The following is a 19190-nucleotide window of genomic DNA, read 5'->3' as shown; positions in this document are numbered from 1 at the left end:
TTTTCGATATTTTGGATAGAATAGTTATTAAGCTCCAACATACTGAAAGCCTCCTTTATAAAAGTTTTTTTGATTAACTTTAGGTTTTCATATTTGTTGGAGTTTTATTATTTGAAAAATTTAACTAGCACAACGGGTTAACTTATTATATAAAAGCTAAAAATTCTTCATCAATATGTTGTTTCTTATTTTCTTCAATATCTTTGTGTACAAACTTTTCAAGTCCTATTCTATTTATAGTTTTAAAGATTCTTTCTTTTTTATTACCTTGTTCTATATAAATATCAAGTACATGTTTTAAAGCTTTTTTTACATTTCCTCTAGATATATTATTGTATATCTTAGTTGCATGCACAGGCTCAATAGTGGCTCCTCTTCCACCTATGTAAACATCAAATTTATCTTTTCCATTAGTTATAACTCCAAAATCTGCACACAAAGGATCAGTACAACCTCTTGTACATCCAGCTACAGATATTTTAAAATCATGAGGAGTTTCAATTCCAAAGTATTCATTTTCAAGTTCTATACCTAAATTAAGAGCTGTATCAAGTTGTCTTTTACAAAGACCCTCTCCCGCACTACATCCTTTAACATTTCTAACCCCAGATCCAAAATTACCTATCTTAAATCCAAACTCAGGTGCAATTTTTTCAACCTCTTGTAATTGCTCTATACTTCCAATAACAACCAACGTCTGTCTACTAGATAGTTTTACAACCGGAACTTTCATTTTTTTTAAATGACAAGATAGATTGCATAAATTTTCAACACTTATAACTCCACAATCAGAAGCAAGTACAAGTGCAAAAGATCCATTAATTTGTTTAAATATAGCTTTACCCATAATTTACCTCCTTCAATCTGTTAATATTATACCATTATTTTATGAAATCTTTAAACTTAATATATCTTAATTAAAAAGTTATCAATAAAACAAAAAATTTATAATACCTTAATACATAAAAATACATATAGGATATGACCCTATATGTATTTTAATTTAATCATCTTCTTTTATTATTACATGACATTTCCTGCATCTTGCTTCATAGCTTTCCGTAGCTCCAACTAATATTATTGGATCGTCGTATTTAGCAGGTTGTCCATTTATTAATCTCTGAGTTCTGTGTGCAGGGTTTCCACAAACCATACATACAGCTTGAAGTTTCTCTACAAATTCTGCTACAGCTAAAAGTCTTGGTGTGGGACCAAAAGGTTCTCCCCTAAAATCCATATCAAGTCCAGCTGTTATTACTCTTATACCTTTATCTGCAAGATCAAGGGCAATATCAACAACTTCATCTTCAAAGAATTGAACCTCATCAATACCAATAACGTGTGTATCTGCATCTATATAATTATAAATTTCTTTTGCATTCTTAATAGGAATAGCAGTAATACTTGACCCACTATGAGATACAACTTCTTCATCACTATATCTATTATCTATAGCTGGCTTAAATGCTACTACATTTTGCTTTGCTATTTTTGATCTTTTAAGTATTCTTATAAGTTCTTCACTTTTCCCACTATACATAGGACCAATAACCACTTCTATGTATCCATGATGAATAGGTCTATACATAAAAATCTCCTCCAAAATAAAATAGAGGCTGGATTAACCAACCTCCACTATTAACCAATGTTGAATTTTTTCTTGAACTTGTCGATTCTTCCACCTTTTTCGATGTTCTTTTGCTTTCCAGTGTAGAATGGGTGACAGTCTGAACAAATTTCTACTCTTATTTCATCTTGAGTTGACCCTGCTTTGAATGTATTCCCACATGCACAGTGTACAGTTATTTCTTCATATTTTGGTTGTATATCCTTTTTCATCTTTTTCACCTCTTTCAACTTTTTAATTATCTTAATTTTATTTTCTTATCAATATTCAACTCTTACATTATATCATAGTACTATTTTCTCTTCAAGATTAAATGTTCTTATTTACTAAATTTACAAATTCATTATTATTTTTTGTCTGTTTTAAGAATTTTATCATCTTTTCTGTATACTCTTGAGTATTATTTCCAATAGACTTTCTTATCTTCCAAAGAAGACTCATCTCCTGACTAGTAAGAAGTAATTCTTCTTTTCTAGTACCAGATTTAGCTATATCAACCGCTGGGAATATTCTCTTTTGAGCAAGCTTCCTATCCAAATGAACCTCCATATTTCCAGTTCCTTTAAATTCTTCAAATATAACATCATCCATTCTAGATCCAGTTTCAACTAATGCTGTTGCAAGTATAGTTAATGATCCACCCTGTCTTATGTTTCTAGCTGCTCCAAAGAATTTTTTAGGTCCGTGTAATGCTCCAGGATCCAGTCCACCTGATAAAGTTCTTCCTGTTGGTGGTATTGTTAAGTTATAAGCTCTTGCAAGTCTTGTTATGCTATCAAGAAGTATTACAACATCTCTTCCATGTTCAACAAGCCTTTGAGCTCTATTAAGAACCATTTCAGCTACTTTTATATGATGCGATGGCAACTCATCAAAAGTTGAATATATAACATCACCTTTTATAGATTCTTGCATATCCGTAACCTCTTCAGGTCTCTCATCAATTAAAAGAACTATTAGCTCAACATCTGGATAATTAGTAGATATACTATTAGCTATATTTTTAAGAAGTATAGTTTTCCCAGCTTTAGGAGGTGCTACAACAAGCCCTCTTTGTCCCATACCTATAGGTGCTATTAAATCTATTAGCCTTGTAGCTATTTGATGCTGCTCATTTTGAAGATCAATTCTAACATTAGGATATATGGGTGTTAATTTTTCAAAAGAAGGTCTTCTTATACTATTTTCAGGGTTTTCATTGTTTATTTTTTGAACATAAAGTAGTGCTCTAAATTTTTCACCACTTTTTGGAGGTCTAGTAATTCCCATTACTTTATCTCCTGTTTTCATATTAAATCTTCTTATTTGTGATGGTGATATGTAAACATCTTGTCCTGTTGAAAGATAGTTTGAACCTCTCAAAAAACCATATCCATCAGGTAGTATTTCTAAAACTCCGTGTGCTATATCTTGTTTTTGATCATTTTTCAACTCATTTATTACCTTCTTAGGAATATGATTTTCTTGAACTTTCAAATCTTGTATCTTATTTTTCTTTTCACTATCATTCTTTTTTTCTATATCAAGTATCACATCTATAAGTTCAAGTTTTTTGTACTTAGTAGCAGATTTTATGTTCAATTCTTTAGCAATTTCTCTAAGCTGTGCTATAGTTTTGCTTTTTAAATCTTCTTGGTTCAATAGGTATCCCTCCAAATATAAAACGTTTAATTTAACCTCGGGAAAATAAGGTGTGAATATAGAAGTGAAAATCTAATACAGTAATATTACCACTGTTATATTATATGGTCAAGAAAAAAAATTCATCTACTCGCTAATGCGGTAACTCATATCGCCAACGATCCTTACAGGCTACGTTCACAAATAGTCTTAATTTTGTGGGTTATCTAAACTATATATAAAAATATCACCCATGCATCGATATTTTTATATAGAACTTTTATTACATCGTTTGAATATCTGTTAAGAAAGTTCGTTGTTTATTAATCCCTATAAATTGAAAAAAGAGAGATAAAATCTCTCTTATATATATATCCATATATTCACTTTTTATACTTATTTGGCATAGCTAGGTTTTGTATCTAATCTATGTATAGCTTCTATAAATCTTATAGTTCCAGTTTCTGATCTCATTACTACAGAATGAGTTTGAACAGTTTTGTTTCCTTTATATATAACTCCCTTTAAAAATTCACCCTCTGTTATTCCTGTTGCTGCAAAATATACTTCATTTCCTTTTACTAAGTCTTCCATAGTAAGTATTTTTTTATGATCAATTCCCATATCTAAGCATCTTTGTTCTTCTTCTTTCTCAAAAGGAACAAGTCTACCTTGGAAATCTCCTCCCATGCATTTAAGTGCTGCTGCTGCTAGTACTCCTTCTGGAGCACCTCCTATTCCTATCATCATATCTATTCCTGTGCGGTCGAAACAAGTAGCCATCGCAGCTCCTACATCACCTTCATTAAATAGTTTTATTCTAACTCCTGCTTCTCTACATTCTTGTATTAATTTAGAATGTCTATCGCGATCTAACATAGTAACTGTCAAATCATCCATACTTTTATTAAGTACATTTGATAGTATATTTAAATTGTAACTAATAGGATTATCTAATTTTACAAGACCTTTAGCCTTTGGTCCTACTGCAATTTTATCCATATACATATCAGGTGCATTAAGTAAACACCCTTTAGGTGCAAGAGCAACAACTGCTATTGCATTAGGAAGTCCTTTTGCAACACAATTAGTTCCATCTAAAGGATCTACAGCTATATCAACCTTAATAGAATCAGCTGATCTTCTTCCTATTTTTTCTCCTATGTAAAGCATAGGCGCTTCGTCCATTTCTCCCTCCCCTATAACTACTTCTCCATCTATATCAATAGTATCAAACATTTTTCTCATTCCATCAACAGCTGCTTGATCTGCTATATTCTTATCTCCTCTGCCTAAGAACTTTGATCCTCCTATAGCAGCGGCTTCTGTAACTCTAACTAAATTTATAGCCAAATTTCTATCCATATCAAACTCCCCCTTTTAAGTATATCACAATATATATACTATGTTACACTACTTAAAAAGTCAACCTATTCTTGTATACTCTAATTTTTATATCATTGTTAACCTTTATATATTTCCGTATTTTTCCATAAGTTCTTCTATTATCTTACTTTTGTCAAGTCTATGAACTGCCTCAACAAATCTTATAGTTCCAGTTTTAGATCTCATAACTACAGAGTGTGTCTGTATTCTATTCTTGTCATAACATATAGCGCCCTTTAAAAGTTCACCTTCTGTTATTCCTGTTGCTGCAAAGAATAATTCGTCTCCTTTAGCAATTTCATCAATAGTTAATACCTTATTTATATCCTCATCATTAAGTCCAAGATCATAACATCTAGTTGTTTCTTCATCACTCATAGGATATAAAATTCCCTGCATATCTCCTCCCATGCATTTTACAGCAGCTGCAGTTATTACACCCTCAGGAGCTCCACCTATTCCCATTAATATATCAACACCAGTATCTTCAAAACAAGTTGCTATACCAGCAGCTACATCTCCGTCTCCAAACATTTTTATTCTAGCACCAAGTCTTCTTACATCAGCAACTATTTCATCATGTCTCTCTCTATCTTGTATTATAACTGTTAAATCACATATTTCCTTATTTAGCGCTTTTGCAACCCTTATTAGGTTGTTTTCTACAGAGTCATTTATATCTATACATCCCTTTGCTTTGGGTCCTACTATAAGTTTTTTCATATATGTATCTGGTGCATGAAGTAAACATCCCTTTTTAGCCATAGCAATTACAGCAATAGCATTAGGAAGCCCTTTAGCTATTAATGAAGTTCCATCTAAAGGATCAACTGCAATATCAACTTCCATATCAGAATCAGTTCCACATCCAACCTTCTCACCTATATAAAGCATAGGTGCTTCATCAAGTTCACCTTCACCAATAACAACTTCTCCTCTTATTTTAACATTGGAAAAAGCCTTTCTCATACCTTCAACAGCAGCTCCATCTGCTCCATTCTTATCACCTTTTCCCATAAATCTAACACTAGCAAGTGCAGCAGTTTCTGTAACCCTAACAATTTCCATAGCTAAATTTCTATCCATAATCAACTTCCTCCCGTTAAATACAAATTTCACTTTAATTATACAGTATATTTAAAGATTTTGCAAAGATATATGTTACATTTTTTATTATTTATGTTATATTTTTTATTGTTTTAGATTAATATATCACTACTATATATTAAAATTATATAATTCCTTAAGCATAAAAAAATAAGCACTGTTAAATTGCTAGATTTTAGTAATTCCAACAGTGCTTATTTTTTTATTACTTTTGAAATATATTTTTATTTAGGTAATTTTCCTAAAAACTGTGCATATTCTTTATACCATTCACCTTTTTTATGAATAGTACCTATTCCTACAATTTCTTCATGGTCTACAGAATTAAGTATTCCCATATGATTCCATTTTCCTCTTGGAATATCTTTATTATATTTATTATATTCTATAACCTCATCTTTTGATCCTATTTCTGGTCCATTCATTGAAATTGTATTTACTACTCCATCATTTTGGAACCATCTTTTATCTATTAATACTTTTCCTTCTTCATCTTGAGTATATCTTCCCATATGAATTGAAGGAGGAATAAGCATAGGAGACATACCTATTTTAGGATAATGATGATCAGTAATAATTCCTTGTCTAGTTTCCTCTGTTGACCAAGAGAAATAATATATATTTGGTTGAGCATCAACCCAACTATTTAACTCTTTAGCACCATCTGGACTTAAATCCCATGCACTAATGTCTTTAGTATCTGACCATATATTACTGCTGAATACTCTTTCAACATAATCCATATACGATTCATCTTCATCCATTTTAAGATTCCATTGATCTAATTTAAAATCATATAAAGGTCTGTTTAAAATTCCAGCCTCAGCTGCAACCAATCCAATAAGTTGCTGAGCATAAGGAACTATTCCCATCACACCATATGTTAATGTTGTTCCATCATGAGGAGTTGAAATAGAAGTGACTGAGTGAACAAATGAATTATTTCCTATAAATAGTGCAGATAATTCATTTTTATCAACTGCCATTTTTATCTCCTCTTGGGTTGCATTTTTACCTACAACAGCTTCAATCTCTTCTTTTGATGCTATTTCAAGTAATTGAGCAAACACTCTAACTGTTTGGCCTCCCATACTATGAGAAAGTAAATGAATTTTATTCATTTCCCCTGTTTGTGGATTAACTTCACCAAATTGTGGATAAATACCTGGATAAGTTCTTCCATATCTACTATGCCCATGCTTTTCACTGTGGTACTTACCATAATCAACCCTACCGCCTTTTATATAAGCATAAAGCTCACAAGCTCTATCCCAGTTACTCGCAAAAGGTCCAACTGTTGCTGTATAAGTTTTATATCCGTTATCATTTAATATTTGTTCAAAATCTTCACTTACACCACCCCAATAAGGCATTCCTAAAACTTCATCTCTTCCCCATCCACCAAATCCGTGGACTAAAACTATAGGATACTCGTTTTTTCTAATCATTAAAATCACTCCTTAATTTAAATTTATAAAGCTTTTATCGCCTTACACATTTAAATATGGATATTTCGATTAAAAAAGGTCACAAATATTAAAAATTTAATTTAACTTTTACTGGATTTCATAGCTGCACAAATCAATGCAGTTAAAGGAATAGTACAGGCAAGTCCTATACTTCCAGAAACAGCTCTAATTATTTCTGCTGCTACCATATCTAAATTGATTATTTCACGCCATGTCATTTTAGATGCCATAAATAGTAACATCAGTTCTATTGCTCCACCTGTATATGCCAAAATCAATGTATTAGACATAGATCCCATAATATCTTTTCCAACATTCATTCCAGACTTAGTTAATTGTTTCCTTGTAATATCTGGCTTAATATCCATCATTTCATGCATTGCTGAAGAAATAGACATACTCACATCCATAACAGCCCCCAATGCACCAATAATAATTCCAGCAAACAAAATACCCCTAAAATCCATATCCGGATATTTTAATAGATACACCAAACTCTGAGTATTCTCATTTGCAAGTCCTGTAATTTGCGACGAATAACCAATAGCTAATGCTATGATTCCTGCAATAAGAACACCTCCTAATGTCCCTAATATTGCTGCTACAGTCTTCTTACTAAATCCACCTATAATTATAAGTGTAACACAAACAACAACAGTAGATACAAAAACTGCTACCAAAACAGGATTATATCCCTTTAAAATAAGAGGTAATAATACACCTACAATCATAATTCCTGTAAAAACTAATGTAACAATCGATTTTGCTCCTTGATATCCTCCTATAATCAGAATGATTGCAAAAAATATTCCTATTATTAAATATAAATGATTTTCTCTTTGTTTATCATAAATATGCAAGTTTGATATTTTTCCACTTTCATCTTCACTGACACTCACCAATATACGTTCTCCTTCGTCCAAGTGAATATTATACACATCTGCTGTTTCAATAGTATTACGCATCCAATAAATTTCACCTTTATGTTTTCCTTCTTTTATGCGAACTCTAAACTCTTGGTAACGATATTCGTTAACTCCTTCTTTATCTGGCTTTTTGTCTGTATTATCAAAAGTAATCTCAAGAACCTGTGCTCTTACTGCATTCATCCCCTCATCTGATGAAGATGTATCTTGTTCTTGTAAAATGCCTCTAGCCATCATTACTAAAAATACAATTAATATTGTATATATTAAGTACTTGTATATATTTTTTTTCATCATAGCGACCTTAGCTTACTCTGCTACTCAAAATATGGACAAATATACCCATACCGAGATTATTACTGCTTCACCGTACTCTACTTTGCCTAAGCTACCACAGTTTGTATAGCACTCCACAGTCGTTAATTTCCCTCTAAGCCGAGGGTACATATATATGATTGCTTATTTGTGCAAATTCATATATCTCTAAGTAGCTTTCCCCTTTCATAATTTTTTTAAATATATTCGTTTTTTATATTCTCTCTATTCGTCAACAAGTACCATCAGAGTTCTATCTCGTAGTTAATAGCACTTTCGCACTATGCTGGATAATTCCACCTGTTCCACGACCTTCACCGTTATGAAGGGTTTTGAAATTATATTTATAGTATAAAAGGCTTTGCCTTATGTAAGCAAAGCCTTTTAACTATTTTTAATTATTTTGCAGGTATTAATATTTTTTGATTTATGAAAATAAGATGTGGATTTTTGATTTTATTATAAGTTGCTACCTCTTGATACTTCATTCCAAATTTCGCTGAAATCTTGCTTAATGTATCTCCAGATTTTACAAGATATACATTTGTAATTACTTTTTCCTCTGTAACTGCTTTTTCTGCTGTAACTACTTTTTCTGCTGTAACTACTTTTTCTGCTGTAACTACTTTTTCTTCTGTAGCTACCTCTTCTACCTTAGCTACTAGTGGTTGCTCAAATTTTACATTTACTTCTTTTACTTCTTTTATGTAATCTGTTATTACATCACGAATTGGCTCCATAGTATTTACAAAATTTTTCGCACCTTCAAAGTCATATTTGTCTCCTCCAGATGCCATAAAGTCATTTGTAGATACAGAGTAATACTTATCCATCTCTACTTTTGTTCCATCTTCTAAGTACATATCTATTACACGACTTCCAAACGGTTTACTCATGTCATAGTTTACTTTTAATCCTGCTACTTCAACCCATCCAATGTTTGGATTGCTAATTCCGTTATCTATTACTTTTTTAAGTTGTTCTCCTTTAATTTCCATTTTAACTAATGTATTATCAAAAGGCATTACTTCATACAACTTACCAACTGTAATATCTCCTGCTGGAATATTTGTACGTAGTCCACCTTCATTCATTAAACCGATTTGCACATCAGCTTTTTTACGGATTACATCACTTACCCATTGACCTAAAACAGTTGTTCCATTTTTACTATGTCTTTCATGAGATAAACCTTCTTTTGCAGATCCTACTACTTCGTCAAGAACTGGCTTTAATTTATTTTCATATTTACTATGTATTGCTTGTCCATCTTTATCTGCAATTAATTCAGATTTTCTCTTATAAAGCATATCTACTGCTGGAGTAATTTTTGAAACTTTATTATCTTTGTCTAGAGAAATAGTTAACTTTCCTAATGCACGTCCATATTTGTAACCTTGTACAACTGCTTTGTCATTTACATACCCTGCTACGGCTTGATGCGAATGTCCAGAAATAACTGCATCTAAATTTTCTACTGAACATAGTCCTGAATCTACCACATCGCCTTTAACCTCTTTTGTTTCTCTATCTTGAAAAGAAGCAACATGAGTTAATGCAATAACTACATCTACTTTTCCTTCTGGAGCATTTCCTGATTTTAAGAAATCTGTCCATTCTTTCGCTGTTTCTTTTAAGTCACTAAATTCATAATTTTTTACGTTCTCTGGTAATGTTGTATATGCTGTTTCTCTAGTTGTTAATCCTATAAATCCAATTTTGATTCCATCTTGTTCAACTACCTTATAAGGCTTCGCCCATGTTACAGCTTTTCCAGTAGTTTTATCAATAATATTGGCAGCAAGAAAATCAAAGTTTCCATCTTTCGCCCATTTTTCTACTCTTTGAATTCCCCAGTCAAACTCGTGGTTTCCAACTGCTGATGCAACAATTCCCATTTCTTTATACATTTCTGATACAGGTGCTCCATAAGTCAAATTAGACATTGCAGTACCTTGATAGCTATCTCCAGCAGATACAGCTATCGTATTTGGGTTTTTAGCTTTATTTGATTTTACTGCATTAATAACTTTTGACATCCCCATATTTTTTCCTGATTCTCTAGCATCTTCTGTTACGTTTCCATGAAAATCATTAATAGATACTATGTCAATTGTTTTTGTTTCAGCTTCTGCTACTTCCTTCTTTTCAACTGTAGTAGTTTTTTCTACATTTGATGATGCCTTTGTTTCTTCTGCATATGCACCCAATGGCATAAATAATGATACCATCATCATTAATACAACTACCATTGCTGTAAACCTTTTTTCAGTCCACTTAATCACTTATAATCTCCTCCTTTATAAATACTTATATACATTCCTCATTAAAGATTCGAGTTACTTTAATTAATCTTACAAGAATCTCCAACTATATGTAAGTATATAATAATTTGTCTAAATGGTAAATATTTTTCCAGTTTTATTTAGTTAATTTTACTTTAATTTTCTTTTCCTACACTCCCTTAACCCCCATCTGCATCTTTTTAACGTTGTAACGATGACAACAACTAACTTTTTCAACTTCTCACATTACTAAAAAATATTTTTTCTTAAGCTGCTCAACTAAAAAATGCTGATTATTAAAATATTAACTAAGTAGCGTTATTTTAATAATCAGCATTTTTCGCTCAATCACTTAAGTAAAAATATTTTTTACTTAACCCCTTCCCAATCCTTTAAGAATCTCTCAATTCCAAGATCAGTCATAGGATGCTTTAACATCTGTACAAATATCTTATATGGAATAGTAGATATGTCAGCTCCTGCAAGCGCAGATTGCTTAACATGCTCAGTATGTCTTATACTTGCAGATATTATCTCTGTTTGAATTCCATGCATATCAAATATATCAGATATTTCTCTTATTAAATCTACACCAATATGACCTATATCATCTAATCTTCCAACAAATGGGCTTACATAAGTTGCTCCAGCCTTAGCAGCAAGTAGAGCTTGGTTTGCAGAGAATACTAAAGTAACATTAGTCTTTATTCCTTTACCCGACATATGCTTTACAGCCTTTAATCCCTCTTTAGTCATAGGAATTTTTATAACTATATTAGGATGAATCTTAACAAGCTCATCAGCTTCCTTAATCATACCCTCAGCCTCTAAAGATATTACCTCAGCAGATATTGGTCCATCTACTATACTAGTTATCTCTTTAACTACCTCTTTAAAATCTCTTCCTTCTTTAGCTATTAAAGATGGATTAGTAGTAACCCCCTCAATAACTCCCCAATCATTTATCTCTCTTATCTCATCAACATTAGCTGTATCTATAAATAATTTCACAAAATCAACTCCTTATATGTAATCATTTTCATACTACATTTTAACATATTTTAGTTTGTCCTATATATATTTATTTTAATCATTGGATATACTAATCTAAAACCTATATATTTTACTATGAAGGAGGTTTACCATGAAAAAATTATCTATTTTTATTTTACTTATATTTATAGCTTTTAATGTTATGGCATGCTTTGATTTTTCGCCTTCATACCAAGAGCCTGATCCCAATTTAATAGAAAAAGAAAAAATCAAAGACACCCCATCTCAAAAAAGAGCTAAGTTGAAGAACAAAACACTAAAAATTGCAGACCAAGACACTACTCTAGATTTTAACTTATATGATGATTCTAACTTAGAATTTACAACGTATATCCCCCAAGATATGTTAGCATCTTCTAAAGAAGGTGATTTTTTAACAATATACGCTAACTTTGATAATGAAAAGAATAAAAAAGCTAAAATAACATTCTTTTCACCTATAAAAACAGTATCATCAAACTTAGAAAACATGACAAAGGTTGCAAGAGATACTTTAACTGAAGATGGCTTTGATACAACTAATCAAACAGTCAGCGACTATATCCTAATAGACGACTCTGATGAAGAGTTCGATATAATAAAAAGACAAGAAAACAAAAGCGATATAATAGGAAGAGTATCTATATTTAACCACAATGAAAGAATGTACTATGTAATAGTTAGTTATCCACAAAACTTAGAAAAACAATTTCTTCCTAGAGCTAAAAGTATAATAAATGATATAATGTTCTACGATGAACAATTTGAAGAAAGCAAAAACCTCCGATAAAATAAACGGAGGTTTTTGTTTTTTTACTCTATGTCTACTAATATTTTTAATATACTTCTATCTGTTTTTAACCTTTCAAATGCTTGAGCTATATCATTTAATTTTACTACTGTAGTTTTATAATCTTCTAAATTAAATCTGTTATGCTTAACTAATGTAATCGACTCTGCTAAATCATTTTTCGCACCAGCTACAGTTCCTACCATAGATAATTCTTTAATTATAACCTCAAATGGCTTATATTTAACTGCACAATCCTCGTTTGCAAGTCCAAATGCAACTATTCTACCACCTGGTCTTACTAGCTTGAACGTTTGGTCATAAGTAACAGGAATACCAACCGATTCTATAACGACATCGCCACCTCTTCCTTCAGTTAATCTTTTAACCTCATCATACATACCTTCTCCACTTTTTATAACATAATCTGCTCCTAATTCTTTTGCTTTTTCCATTCTGTTATCATCAAGACCAATTACAATTATAGGTGCAGCTCCACATATTTTAGCCATTTGAACATGTATAAGTGCAATAGCTCCATCTCCAATAATTACAACACTCTCAGCAAACTTTATATTATATTGCTTAGCTGAGCGCACTACACATGAAATAGGTTCTAGTAATGCAGCATCCTTTAAATCCATATCACCAGGAATCTCATATATCATATGTTCTGGTATAACAACATATTCAGCAAACGCTCCATTTATATGTATTCCTAATTGCTCCATTTGTTCACACATAAGAGGTTGATTTTGTCTACAATAAAAGCAAGTTCCACAGCTAAAATTGATATCTGCAACCACCTTTTCCCCACCTTTAAATCTTTTTACATTACTTCCTACAGATTCAATTGTACCTGAGAATTCATGTCCTGCAATTAAAGGTAGTTTATCCTTTGAATATACCCCATTATAAATATGCATATCCGTTCCACATATACCACAATACTTTATCTTTACAAGAACTTCATTTTCTTTAATTTTAGGTATATTAACATTTTGAACTTCGATTTTTCCAGGCTCTAAAAACATAGCACCCTTCATTTGCTTTTTATTCATTGATTTTTCCCCCTATACTAATTTGTATAAATTCACCTCAGTTTCGCTTTCTTGTAAATCTCTTAATTTAGGAACTATTTCAACAAAATGAGAAGCATTTACATGCTTATCTATAGCTTCTTGATCCTTCCACTCTTCTATAAAAGTAATAACCTTAGGATTATCTATATCTTCGTATAATTTATAAGATATACATCCTTCTTCTTTTTTTGTTTCCTCTATTAATGTTTGTGCATACTCCTTAAACTTAGCTATATTCTCCTCTTTCACTACACCCTTTGCTACTATTGTGATCATACCCATCTCTCCTTTTTTATTAAATTTAACTCTATATTTTTAAAGCTGTCTTGTATCCTTCATTTACCGCATCTAAAATAGTTCTCACCTTTAATGAATCTCCTATAAGACTTATATTTTTGTACTTATCCTTTATTTTTTCAAACAATTTGTTATTCGGTATTGAACCAGATGCCATAATAACTGTATCTATATTTTCAATAACTTTTTCTTCTTTATTTGAAGAAACTACAACCTTATTATCTCCTATTTCTTTTACTTGTGTATTAGTCATAATATTTATATTCAATGTATCTAATGACTTCATTAAAAAAAATCTTACCCCAGGCTCGCAATCTCTTGCTATTTCATCTGTAAGTTCAACTAAAGTTACATTCTTGGAATGTCTTGCCAAATGTTCAGCTGTTTCAGCTCCTACAAGACCTCCTCCTACGATTAATATATTTTGTCCAACTTCAACCTTTGAAGATAGAACATCATTAGAATTCACAACCATATCACTATCTACACCTTTAATAGATGGAATAAATGGAGTAACTCCCGTTGCAACTATAATATAATCTGGATTTTCTTTTTTTAATAATTCTTCATCAACTTTTGTATTCAGATGGACATTAGCCTTAAGTTTTTCTAATTGAGTTTTTTGCCATACTACAAATGAAGTTATCTCAGATTTAGTAGGAGGTACTGATGCTAACAACAACTGACCTCCAAGCTCATTATTTTTTTCAAATAAGTGAACTTCATGACCACGTTTTCTAGCTACAATAGCAGCCTCCATACCACCAGGTCCTCCACCTATTATAAATACCTTCTTCTTTTCTTTAGCTTCTGATATACTGAGTTCTTTTTCATTTCCAGTAAGAGGATTTAGTACACAATTTACTGGTAAATCTTTAGAGAGCATTTCTGAACATCCCTGCCTACATGCTATACACTCAATTATTTCATCAAATCTTCCTTCTTTAGCTTTATTAGGTAATTCTGGGTCTGATAAAGAAGCTCTTGCCATACCTATCATATCTGCTTTTTCTGATAATAATATTCCTTCTGCTAAGAAAGGATTATTAATACGTCCTGATGTAATCACCGGAATTGATACCACAGATTTAAACTCCTTAGCAAAATCCGCTTCCCATCCATGTTTTACTGCGGCAGGAGCTGTTATATGAAAACCACTTGCATATACTCCTACCGAAACATCTATTGCACTAACCCCGGTATCTTCTAACATTTTTACTATAACCTTTGTGTCTTCTATAGTTAATCCATTTTCTATTAATTCATCTGCAGAAATTCTATACATTATAGGATATTCTTTCCCTACCTTTGATTTAATATTTTCAATTATCTCAAGAGCAAACCTAGCTCTATTCATTAAATTACCACCATATTTATCTAATCTTTTATTAGAAAAAGGTGACATAAATTGGTTGATTAAATATCCATGAGCTCCTTGTAGTTCAACCGCATCAAATCCTGCCTTTTTAGCTCTAAGAGCTGCGTCTCCGAACTCTTCTATTATTCTCTTTATTTCTTCTTCTGTTAAAGGATGTGGCATCTCACCTATAACAGGGTCTGGAATAGCTGATGGAGCTACTATCTTCATTCCTGTAAGCGAACTACTAGTTTCTCTTCCTGCATGAATTATTTGAAGTGCTATTTTTGCTCCATGTTTGTGAACTCTTTTTGTTAATTCTTTATTTAATTCCATTTGCTCATCATTCCATATACAACCCATATATTTAAAGCCTCTACCAGCCGGAGTTATAGCATAATTCTCAGTTATTATAAGCCCAAAACCTCCTTTTGCTTTAGCTTCGTGATAATCAATGAATCTTTCTGTAATAGTTCCATCTTCATTACAAAGACTTACAACCATAGAGGGAACTACAAATCTATTCTTAATTTCTAAATTCCCTACACGTATTGATTCAAATACTTTTTTTAGCATATTTATTCCTCCGATATAATTTAATATTTAACAATCTTGAATATTAGCAATAACTATGCCGATATTGTATTTTTATATTAAAATAGTGTTTATTCATATTTTTTATCACTTATTTAGTAATCTCAAGGTATAGATTATATTTTATTTGTATTAATAAATTCTGTTTAAATTTATTAGTTTTTATTTTTATATTAAAAACGTCTCACAAACGATACATGTTTCATGTTCATGTATCATTTGTGAGACATTAATTTCTATAATTTTTATAATCTATATTTAAGTTTTTTAATTTTCTATAGACTTTACTTCTACTAAAGCCTAATTCTTCTGCTGACTTTTTTATATTTCCATTGTTTTTTTCCAAAATATCTGTTATAAATTCTCTCTCATTATTTTTTATAACGCTTTCATAATCATTTTTTTCATATTAATGCTAGATAAAATTTTTTGTGAAAGGTGTTTATTCTTTATATAATCTTCTTGACATATATTCATAGCTCTTTCTAAAACATTGCTAAGTTCCCTTACATTCCCCGGCCATTCATAAAAATCTAGTAAATTTCGAATCTCCTTATCCAAGCCCTTCACTCTTTTATTTAGCTTTTTATTGAAATCTTCTATAAAGCATCTAATAAGAATCTCAATATCTTCTCTTCTTTCTCTCAAAGGAGGAATATAAATAGTCAATACATTAAGTCTATAATACAAATCTAATCTAAAAGAATTTTCAAGTACCATGTTTTCTAAATTTCTATGAGTAGCAGCTATTATTCTTACATCTACTTTTTTAGGATGCTTACCTCCTACTCTATAAACTTCTTTACTTTGAAGTACTCTTAAAAGAGATGCTTGAACTTCAAGTGGCATATCTCCAATTTCATCCAAAAATATAGTTCCCCCATTTGCAAGTTCAAATTTTCCAGGATTTCCTTCCTTTTTAGATCCTGTAAAAGATCCTCCTTCGTAACCAAATAATTCACTTTCTATAAGCCCTCTCGGTATAGAGCCACAATTAATTGCTATAAAAGGTTTATTTTTTCTTTTACTAGCATTATGAATGGATTGTGCCACTAATTCTTTTCCTGTACCACTTTCCCCTAATATTAATACATTCGAAAAACTACCTGATGCTATCTTCGCAATATCTATAGTTGATTTCATAATCTTTGATTCAGCTATAATATCTTCAAACTTATAACGAGCTGTTGACCCTATCATTTTATTAACTAAATTATGCACTTCTTGATCTTCTTTTAATATTACTACAAATCCATTTATATCTTTTTCATCCCATATAAGTGATATAGATAAAATACAATTTAATATTTTCCCTGAATTAAGTCTTAATTTTTTTTCTTTATTTACTATATCTTTTTTAGAATTAATAATCTGTTCTAAATCTATGCCATATTTTATATAATTTCTTATATCATCTTTTATATAACTATTTCTAATATTAATATCTAAAAGTTCTATAGCTTTTTCATTTATACTCATCATTTTTCCATTAATATCCAGTATAATTATCCCCTCTGATATACTTTGAAATGCTTTTTCTCTTTGTATTATTAAATTTTGCTTTTCTTTTAACTCTTTTTCAATGATAATTTGTCTTTCAATGGCTCCAGCAGCTGCAGTAACCATACTTAAGATATGAGGATTAGCATCTTCTAAAATGCACGAAATACTCAAACAACCTATCAAATTGCCTTCTCTATCATGAACTGGACAAGCCGAACAACTAAGATTGTGATTTTCTAATGCAAAATGCTCAGGTCCAAGAATTTGTATTGCTTTATCTAAGTATATAGTAGTACCTATAGCATTAGTACCTATGTATTCTTCTTTACATAAAGCTCTCTTATTATGTGCTTTAATTTTTTTAATATCTTCTTTGTCACCTATAACCTCTAATACACAACAGCTTTTGTCTGCAACTATTACAGTGCATCCCGCTCCCTTAAATGAATTATATAAATTTCTCATGTATGGAACAGCCGATCTTATAAAATCACTGCTCTCTTTAATTTTTGTTATAAATTTTTCTTCCGATATATATATCGCCTCATTGTGTTGTGGATCTACATTGTTATCAACACTTCTTATCCACGATTTAATAATAAAATCTTTAATTCGCTCACTAGGTTTTATATCTTTATGAACAAATTCTTCCCATTCATGGTAAATATTGTCTATTGCTTCATTGAACATATAAATATCTAGTTCAATAAAATCTCGAACTAGATATTTCACCACCTTTCACAATTATGTATTTCTTATTTTATATTATACATCACTTTACAAGTAATTAATGAATTTAACTCAAAAAAAATATAACTGAGCCTGAACAAGCAACTCAGTTATATTTTGATTAATTTATATCTTCTGATATAAGTCCATATTTTATTAATTCGTCTCTAGTCATATTGTAAATATTTTCAGCATCAGCAGCATATATTGTGAAAAAGTAAAAACCTTCTGGATCTGGTAGTTCCATTTCTTCATAATACTTTATGTATGGTTTATGTGCTTCATGGTCTTTTGGCAACGAGGTTGCGTTTTCTATGTCATCTCCACCCCATGAATGAACTCCTATTTCTGCACCATCTTCTATATTTCTTTTTACACCTGCACAGAAAAAGTCTGTTCCACCAGAAGCTATTGATCCATCAGCTGGTACATATGTATTTAGTCCTGCTTCTCTAACCAATCTTGAAGCAATAAGATTACTTTCATCATCAATCGAACCATCAACATTTTGCATTACAATAGTTTTTACCTGAGGGTAATTACTAATTAGTTCTTTAACCTGACGAATTGTATCTTTACTTATAATCCCATTCATATAAGCTTTATCATTATCTATTACAAAGCTACTCATAATATCTAACGGAAGATTATACAAAGCGTATATATCTTCTTCATAATCAGCCTTTTGTGCACTTATAACATTTTCTTCTACTTCTTTATTTATATCTATATCTTTCTGTGAGCTACAACCTGCAAATACAAATACAAGTAATAAAACAAGTATAATATTACTTTTTCTTTTTAACATATCCTTCTCCTCACTTTAATTTATTTTTTGATTATATATCATATTATCAATTATAAACCAATACCCTTAATTCTATATTAAAACAACCTTAAATTTATATTAAATTCAAGGTTGTTTTAATATATACTTTTCTCTTAAGTCACATACTAAAAAATGCTGATTATTAAATGTCAGCTACTTTTGATTAATGTTTTACTATAAAACATTAATTAAGTAGCGTTATTTCAATAATCAGCATTTTGAGCTTAATCGCTATATTAAAA

At 30.8% G+C, this 19190-nt stretch carries 17 protein-coding genes; 1 reads left to right on the top strand and 16 read right to left on the bottom strand.

What is annotated here, in order from left to right; all coding sequences use genetic code 11:
• Nucleotides 1-145: 145 nt before the first annotated feature.
• The 10 genes from N4A48_RS02930 to fsa form a co-directional block, all read right to left on the bottom strand.
• Complete coding sequence (locus N4A48_RS02930) at nucleotides 146-847, bottom strand: nitrite reductase (protein ID WP_293664179.1); 702 nt, start codon at nucleotides 845-847, stop codon at nucleotides 146-148.
• Between the two features lie 156 nt (nucleotides 848-1003).
• Nucleotides 1004-1588, bottom strand: a complete 585-nt coding sequence (locus N4A48_RS02925) for a thymidine kinase (protein WP_293664178.1) — start codon at nucleotides 1586-1588, stop codon at nucleotides 1004-1006.
• A 50-nt stretch (nucleotides 1589-1638) separates the two neighbouring features.
• Complete coding sequence (rpmE, locus tag N4A48_RS02920; protein WP_099190080.1) at nucleotides 1639-1839, bottom strand: 50S ribosomal protein L31; 201 nt, start codon at nucleotides 1837-1839, stop codon at nucleotides 1639-1641.
• Nucleotides 1840-1936: 97 nt separating this feature from the next.
• A complete protein-coding gene (rho, locus tag N4A48_RS02915; protein WP_293664177.1) occupies nucleotides 1937-3268 on the bottom strand; it encodes a transcription termination factor Rho in 1332 nt (443 codons plus the stop codon).
• Nucleotides 3269-3643: 375 nt separating this feature from the next.
• Entirely contained in the window at nucleotides 3644-4612 is a 969-nt protein-coding gene (gene glpX, locus N4A48_RS02910) for a class II fructose-bisphosphatase (protein WP_293664176.1), read from the bottom strand.
• Nucleotides 4613-4717: 105 nt separating this feature from the next.
• On the bottom strand, nucleotides 4718-5719 hold the full coding sequence (glpX, locus tag N4A48_RS02905) for a class II fructose-bisphosphatase (protein ID WP_330665035.1): 1002 nt from the start codon (nucleotides 5717-5719) through the stop codon (nucleotides 4718-4720).
• A gap of 245 nt (nucleotides 5720-5964) precedes the next feature.
• Complete coding sequence (locus N4A48_RS02900) at nucleotides 5965-7188, bottom strand: esterase/lipase family protein (RefSeq protein ID WP_293664175.1); 1224 nt, start codon at nucleotides 7186-7188, stop codon at nucleotides 5965-5967.
• A 101-nt stretch (nucleotides 7189-7289) separates the two neighbouring features.
• A complete protein-coding gene (locus N4A48_RS02895; protein ID WP_293664174.1) occupies nucleotides 7290-8429 on the bottom strand; it encodes a YibE/F family protein in 1140 nt (379 codons plus the stop codon).
• 419 nt (nucleotides 8430-8848) lie between these two features.
• Complete coding sequence (locus tag N4A48_RS02890; protein ID WP_293664173.1) at nucleotides 8849-10735, bottom strand: 5'-nucleotidase C-terminal domain-containing protein; 1887 nt, start codon at nucleotides 10733-10735, stop codon at nucleotides 8849-8851.
• Between the two features lie 369 nt (nucleotides 10736-11104).
• Entirely contained in the window at nucleotides 11105-11746 is a 642-nt protein-coding gene (gene fsa, locus N4A48_RS02885) for a fructose-6-phosphate aldolase (protein ID WP_293664172.1), read from the bottom strand.
• 133 nt (nucleotides 11747-11879) lie between these two features.
• Here fsa and N4A48_RS02880 point away from each other — a divergent pair, with 133 nt between their 5' ends.
• Nucleotides 11880-12557, top strand: a complete 678-nt coding sequence (locus N4A48_RS02880; protein WP_293664171.1) for a hypothetical protein — start codon at nucleotides 11880-11882, stop codon at nucleotides 12555-12557.
• A 23-nt stretch (nucleotides 12558-12580) separates the two neighbouring features.
• Here N4A48_RS02880 and N4A48_RS02875 read toward each other — a convergent pair whose 3' ends face one another.
• From N4A48_RS02875 to N4A48_RS02850, 6 genes are all read right to left on the bottom strand, one after another.
• Nucleotides 12581-13618 (bottom strand): zinc-dependent alcohol dehydrogenase, encoded by a 1038-nt coding sequence (locus N4A48_RS02875; protein ID WP_293664170.1) that lies wholly within the window; start codon nucleotides 13616-13618, stop codon nucleotides 12581-12583.
• Nucleotides 13619-13630: 12 nt separating this feature from the next.
• Nucleotides 13631-13915 carry a putative quinol monooxygenase gene (locus N4A48_RS02870; protein ID WP_293664169.1) on the bottom strand — a complete coding sequence of 95 codons (285 nt, stop codon included), beginning with the start codon at nucleotides 13913-13915 and terminating at the stop codon, nucleotides 13631-13633.
• A gap of 31 nt (nucleotides 13916-13946) precedes the next feature.
• The gene (locus tag N4A48_RS02865; protein WP_293664168.1) at nucleotides 13947-15869 is read right to left on the bottom strand and encodes an oxidoreductase; all 1923 of its coding nucleotides are present in this window, start codon (nucleotides 15867-15869) and stop codon (nucleotides 13947-13949) included.
• A gap of 247 nt (nucleotides 15870-16116) precedes the next feature.
• Nucleotides 16117-16269 carry a helix-turn-helix domain-containing protein gene (locus N4A48_RS02860; RefSeq protein ID WP_330665036.1) on the bottom strand — a complete coding sequence of 51 codons (153 nt, stop codon included), beginning with the start codon at nucleotides 16267-16269 and terminating at the stop codon, nucleotides 16117-16119.
• Nucleotides 16266-18080 (bottom strand): sigma-54-dependent Fis family transcriptional regulator, encoded by a 1815-nt coding sequence (locus N4A48_RS02855; protein WP_293664167.1) that lies wholly within the window; start codon nucleotides 18078-18080, stop codon nucleotides 16266-16268. The genes N4A48_RS02860 and N4A48_RS02855 overlap by 4 nt, the downstream gene beginning before the upstream one ends.
• 160 nt (nucleotides 18081-18240) lie before the next feature.
• Nucleotides 18241-18927 carry a hypothetical protein gene (locus N4A48_RS02850; protein WP_293664166.1) on the bottom strand — a complete coding sequence of 229 codons (687 nt, stop codon included), beginning with the start codon at nucleotides 18925-18927 and terminating at the stop codon, nucleotides 18241-18243.
• Nucleotides 18928-19190: the final 263 nt, after the last annotated feature.

The organism is Tepidibacter sp., from assembly GCF_025210165.1.
Lineage (GTDB): Bacteria > Bacillota > Clostridia > Peptostreptococcales > Peptostreptococcaceae > Tepidibacter_A.
The sequence above is the reverse complement of the archived record's forward strand: the minus strand, read 5'-3'. Positions and strand labels throughout refer to the sequence as shown.

Excerpts from the sequence above, each read along its gene's own strand:
- N4A48_RS02925 (WP_293664178.1), bottom strand. The coding sequence starts at position 1,588 with ATGTATAGACCTATTCATCATGGATACATAGAAGTGGTTATTGGTCCT.
- N4A48_RS02850 (WP_293664166.1), bottom strand. The coding sequence starts at position 18,927 with ATGTTAAAAAGAAAAAGTAATATTATACTTGTTTTATTACTTGTATTT.
- rpmE (WP_099190080.1), bottom strand. The coding sequence starts at position 1,839 with ATGAAAAAGGATATACAACCAAAATATGAAGAAATAACTGTACACTGT.
- N4A48_RS02930 (WP_293664179.1), bottom strand. The coding sequence starts at position 847 with ATGGGTAAAGCTATATTTAAACAAATTAATGGATCTTTTGCACTTGTA.
- N4A48_RS02855 (WP_293664167.1), bottom strand. The coding sequence starts at position 18,080 with ATGTTCAATGAAGCAATAGACAATATTTACCATGAATGGGAAGAATTT.
- N4A48_RS02870 (WP_293664169.1), bottom strand. The coding sequence starts at position 13,915 with ATGATCACAATAGTAGCAAAGGGTGTAGTGAAAGAGGAGAATATAGCT.
- N4A48_RS02880 (WP_293664171.1), top strand. The coding sequence starts at position 11,880 with ATGAAAAAATTATCTATTTTTATTTTACTTATATTTATAGCTTTTAAT.
- glpX (WP_330665035.1), bottom strand. The coding sequence starts at position 5,719 with ATGGATAGAAATTTAGCTATGGAAATTGTTAGGGTTACAGAAACTGCT.
- N4A48_RS02865 (WP_293664168.1), bottom strand. The coding sequence starts at position 15,869 with ATGCTAAAAAAAGTATTTGAATCAATACGTGTAGGGAATTTAGAAATT.
- glpX (WP_293664176.1), bottom strand. The coding sequence starts at position 4,612 with ATGGATAGAAATTTGGCTATAAATTTAGTTAGAGTTACAGAAGCCGCT.
- N4A48_RS02895 (WP_293664174.1), bottom strand. The coding sequence starts at position 8,429 with ATGAAAAAAAATATATACAAGTACTTAATATATACAATATTAATTGTA.
- N4A48_RS02875 (WP_293664170.1), bottom strand. The coding sequence starts at position 13,618 with ATGAATAAAAAGCAAATGAAGGGTGCTATGTTTTTAGAGCCTGGAAAA.
- N4A48_RS02900 (WP_293664175.1), bottom strand. The coding sequence starts at position 7,188 with ATGATTAGAAAAAACGAGTATCCTATAGTTTTAGTCCACGGATTTGGT.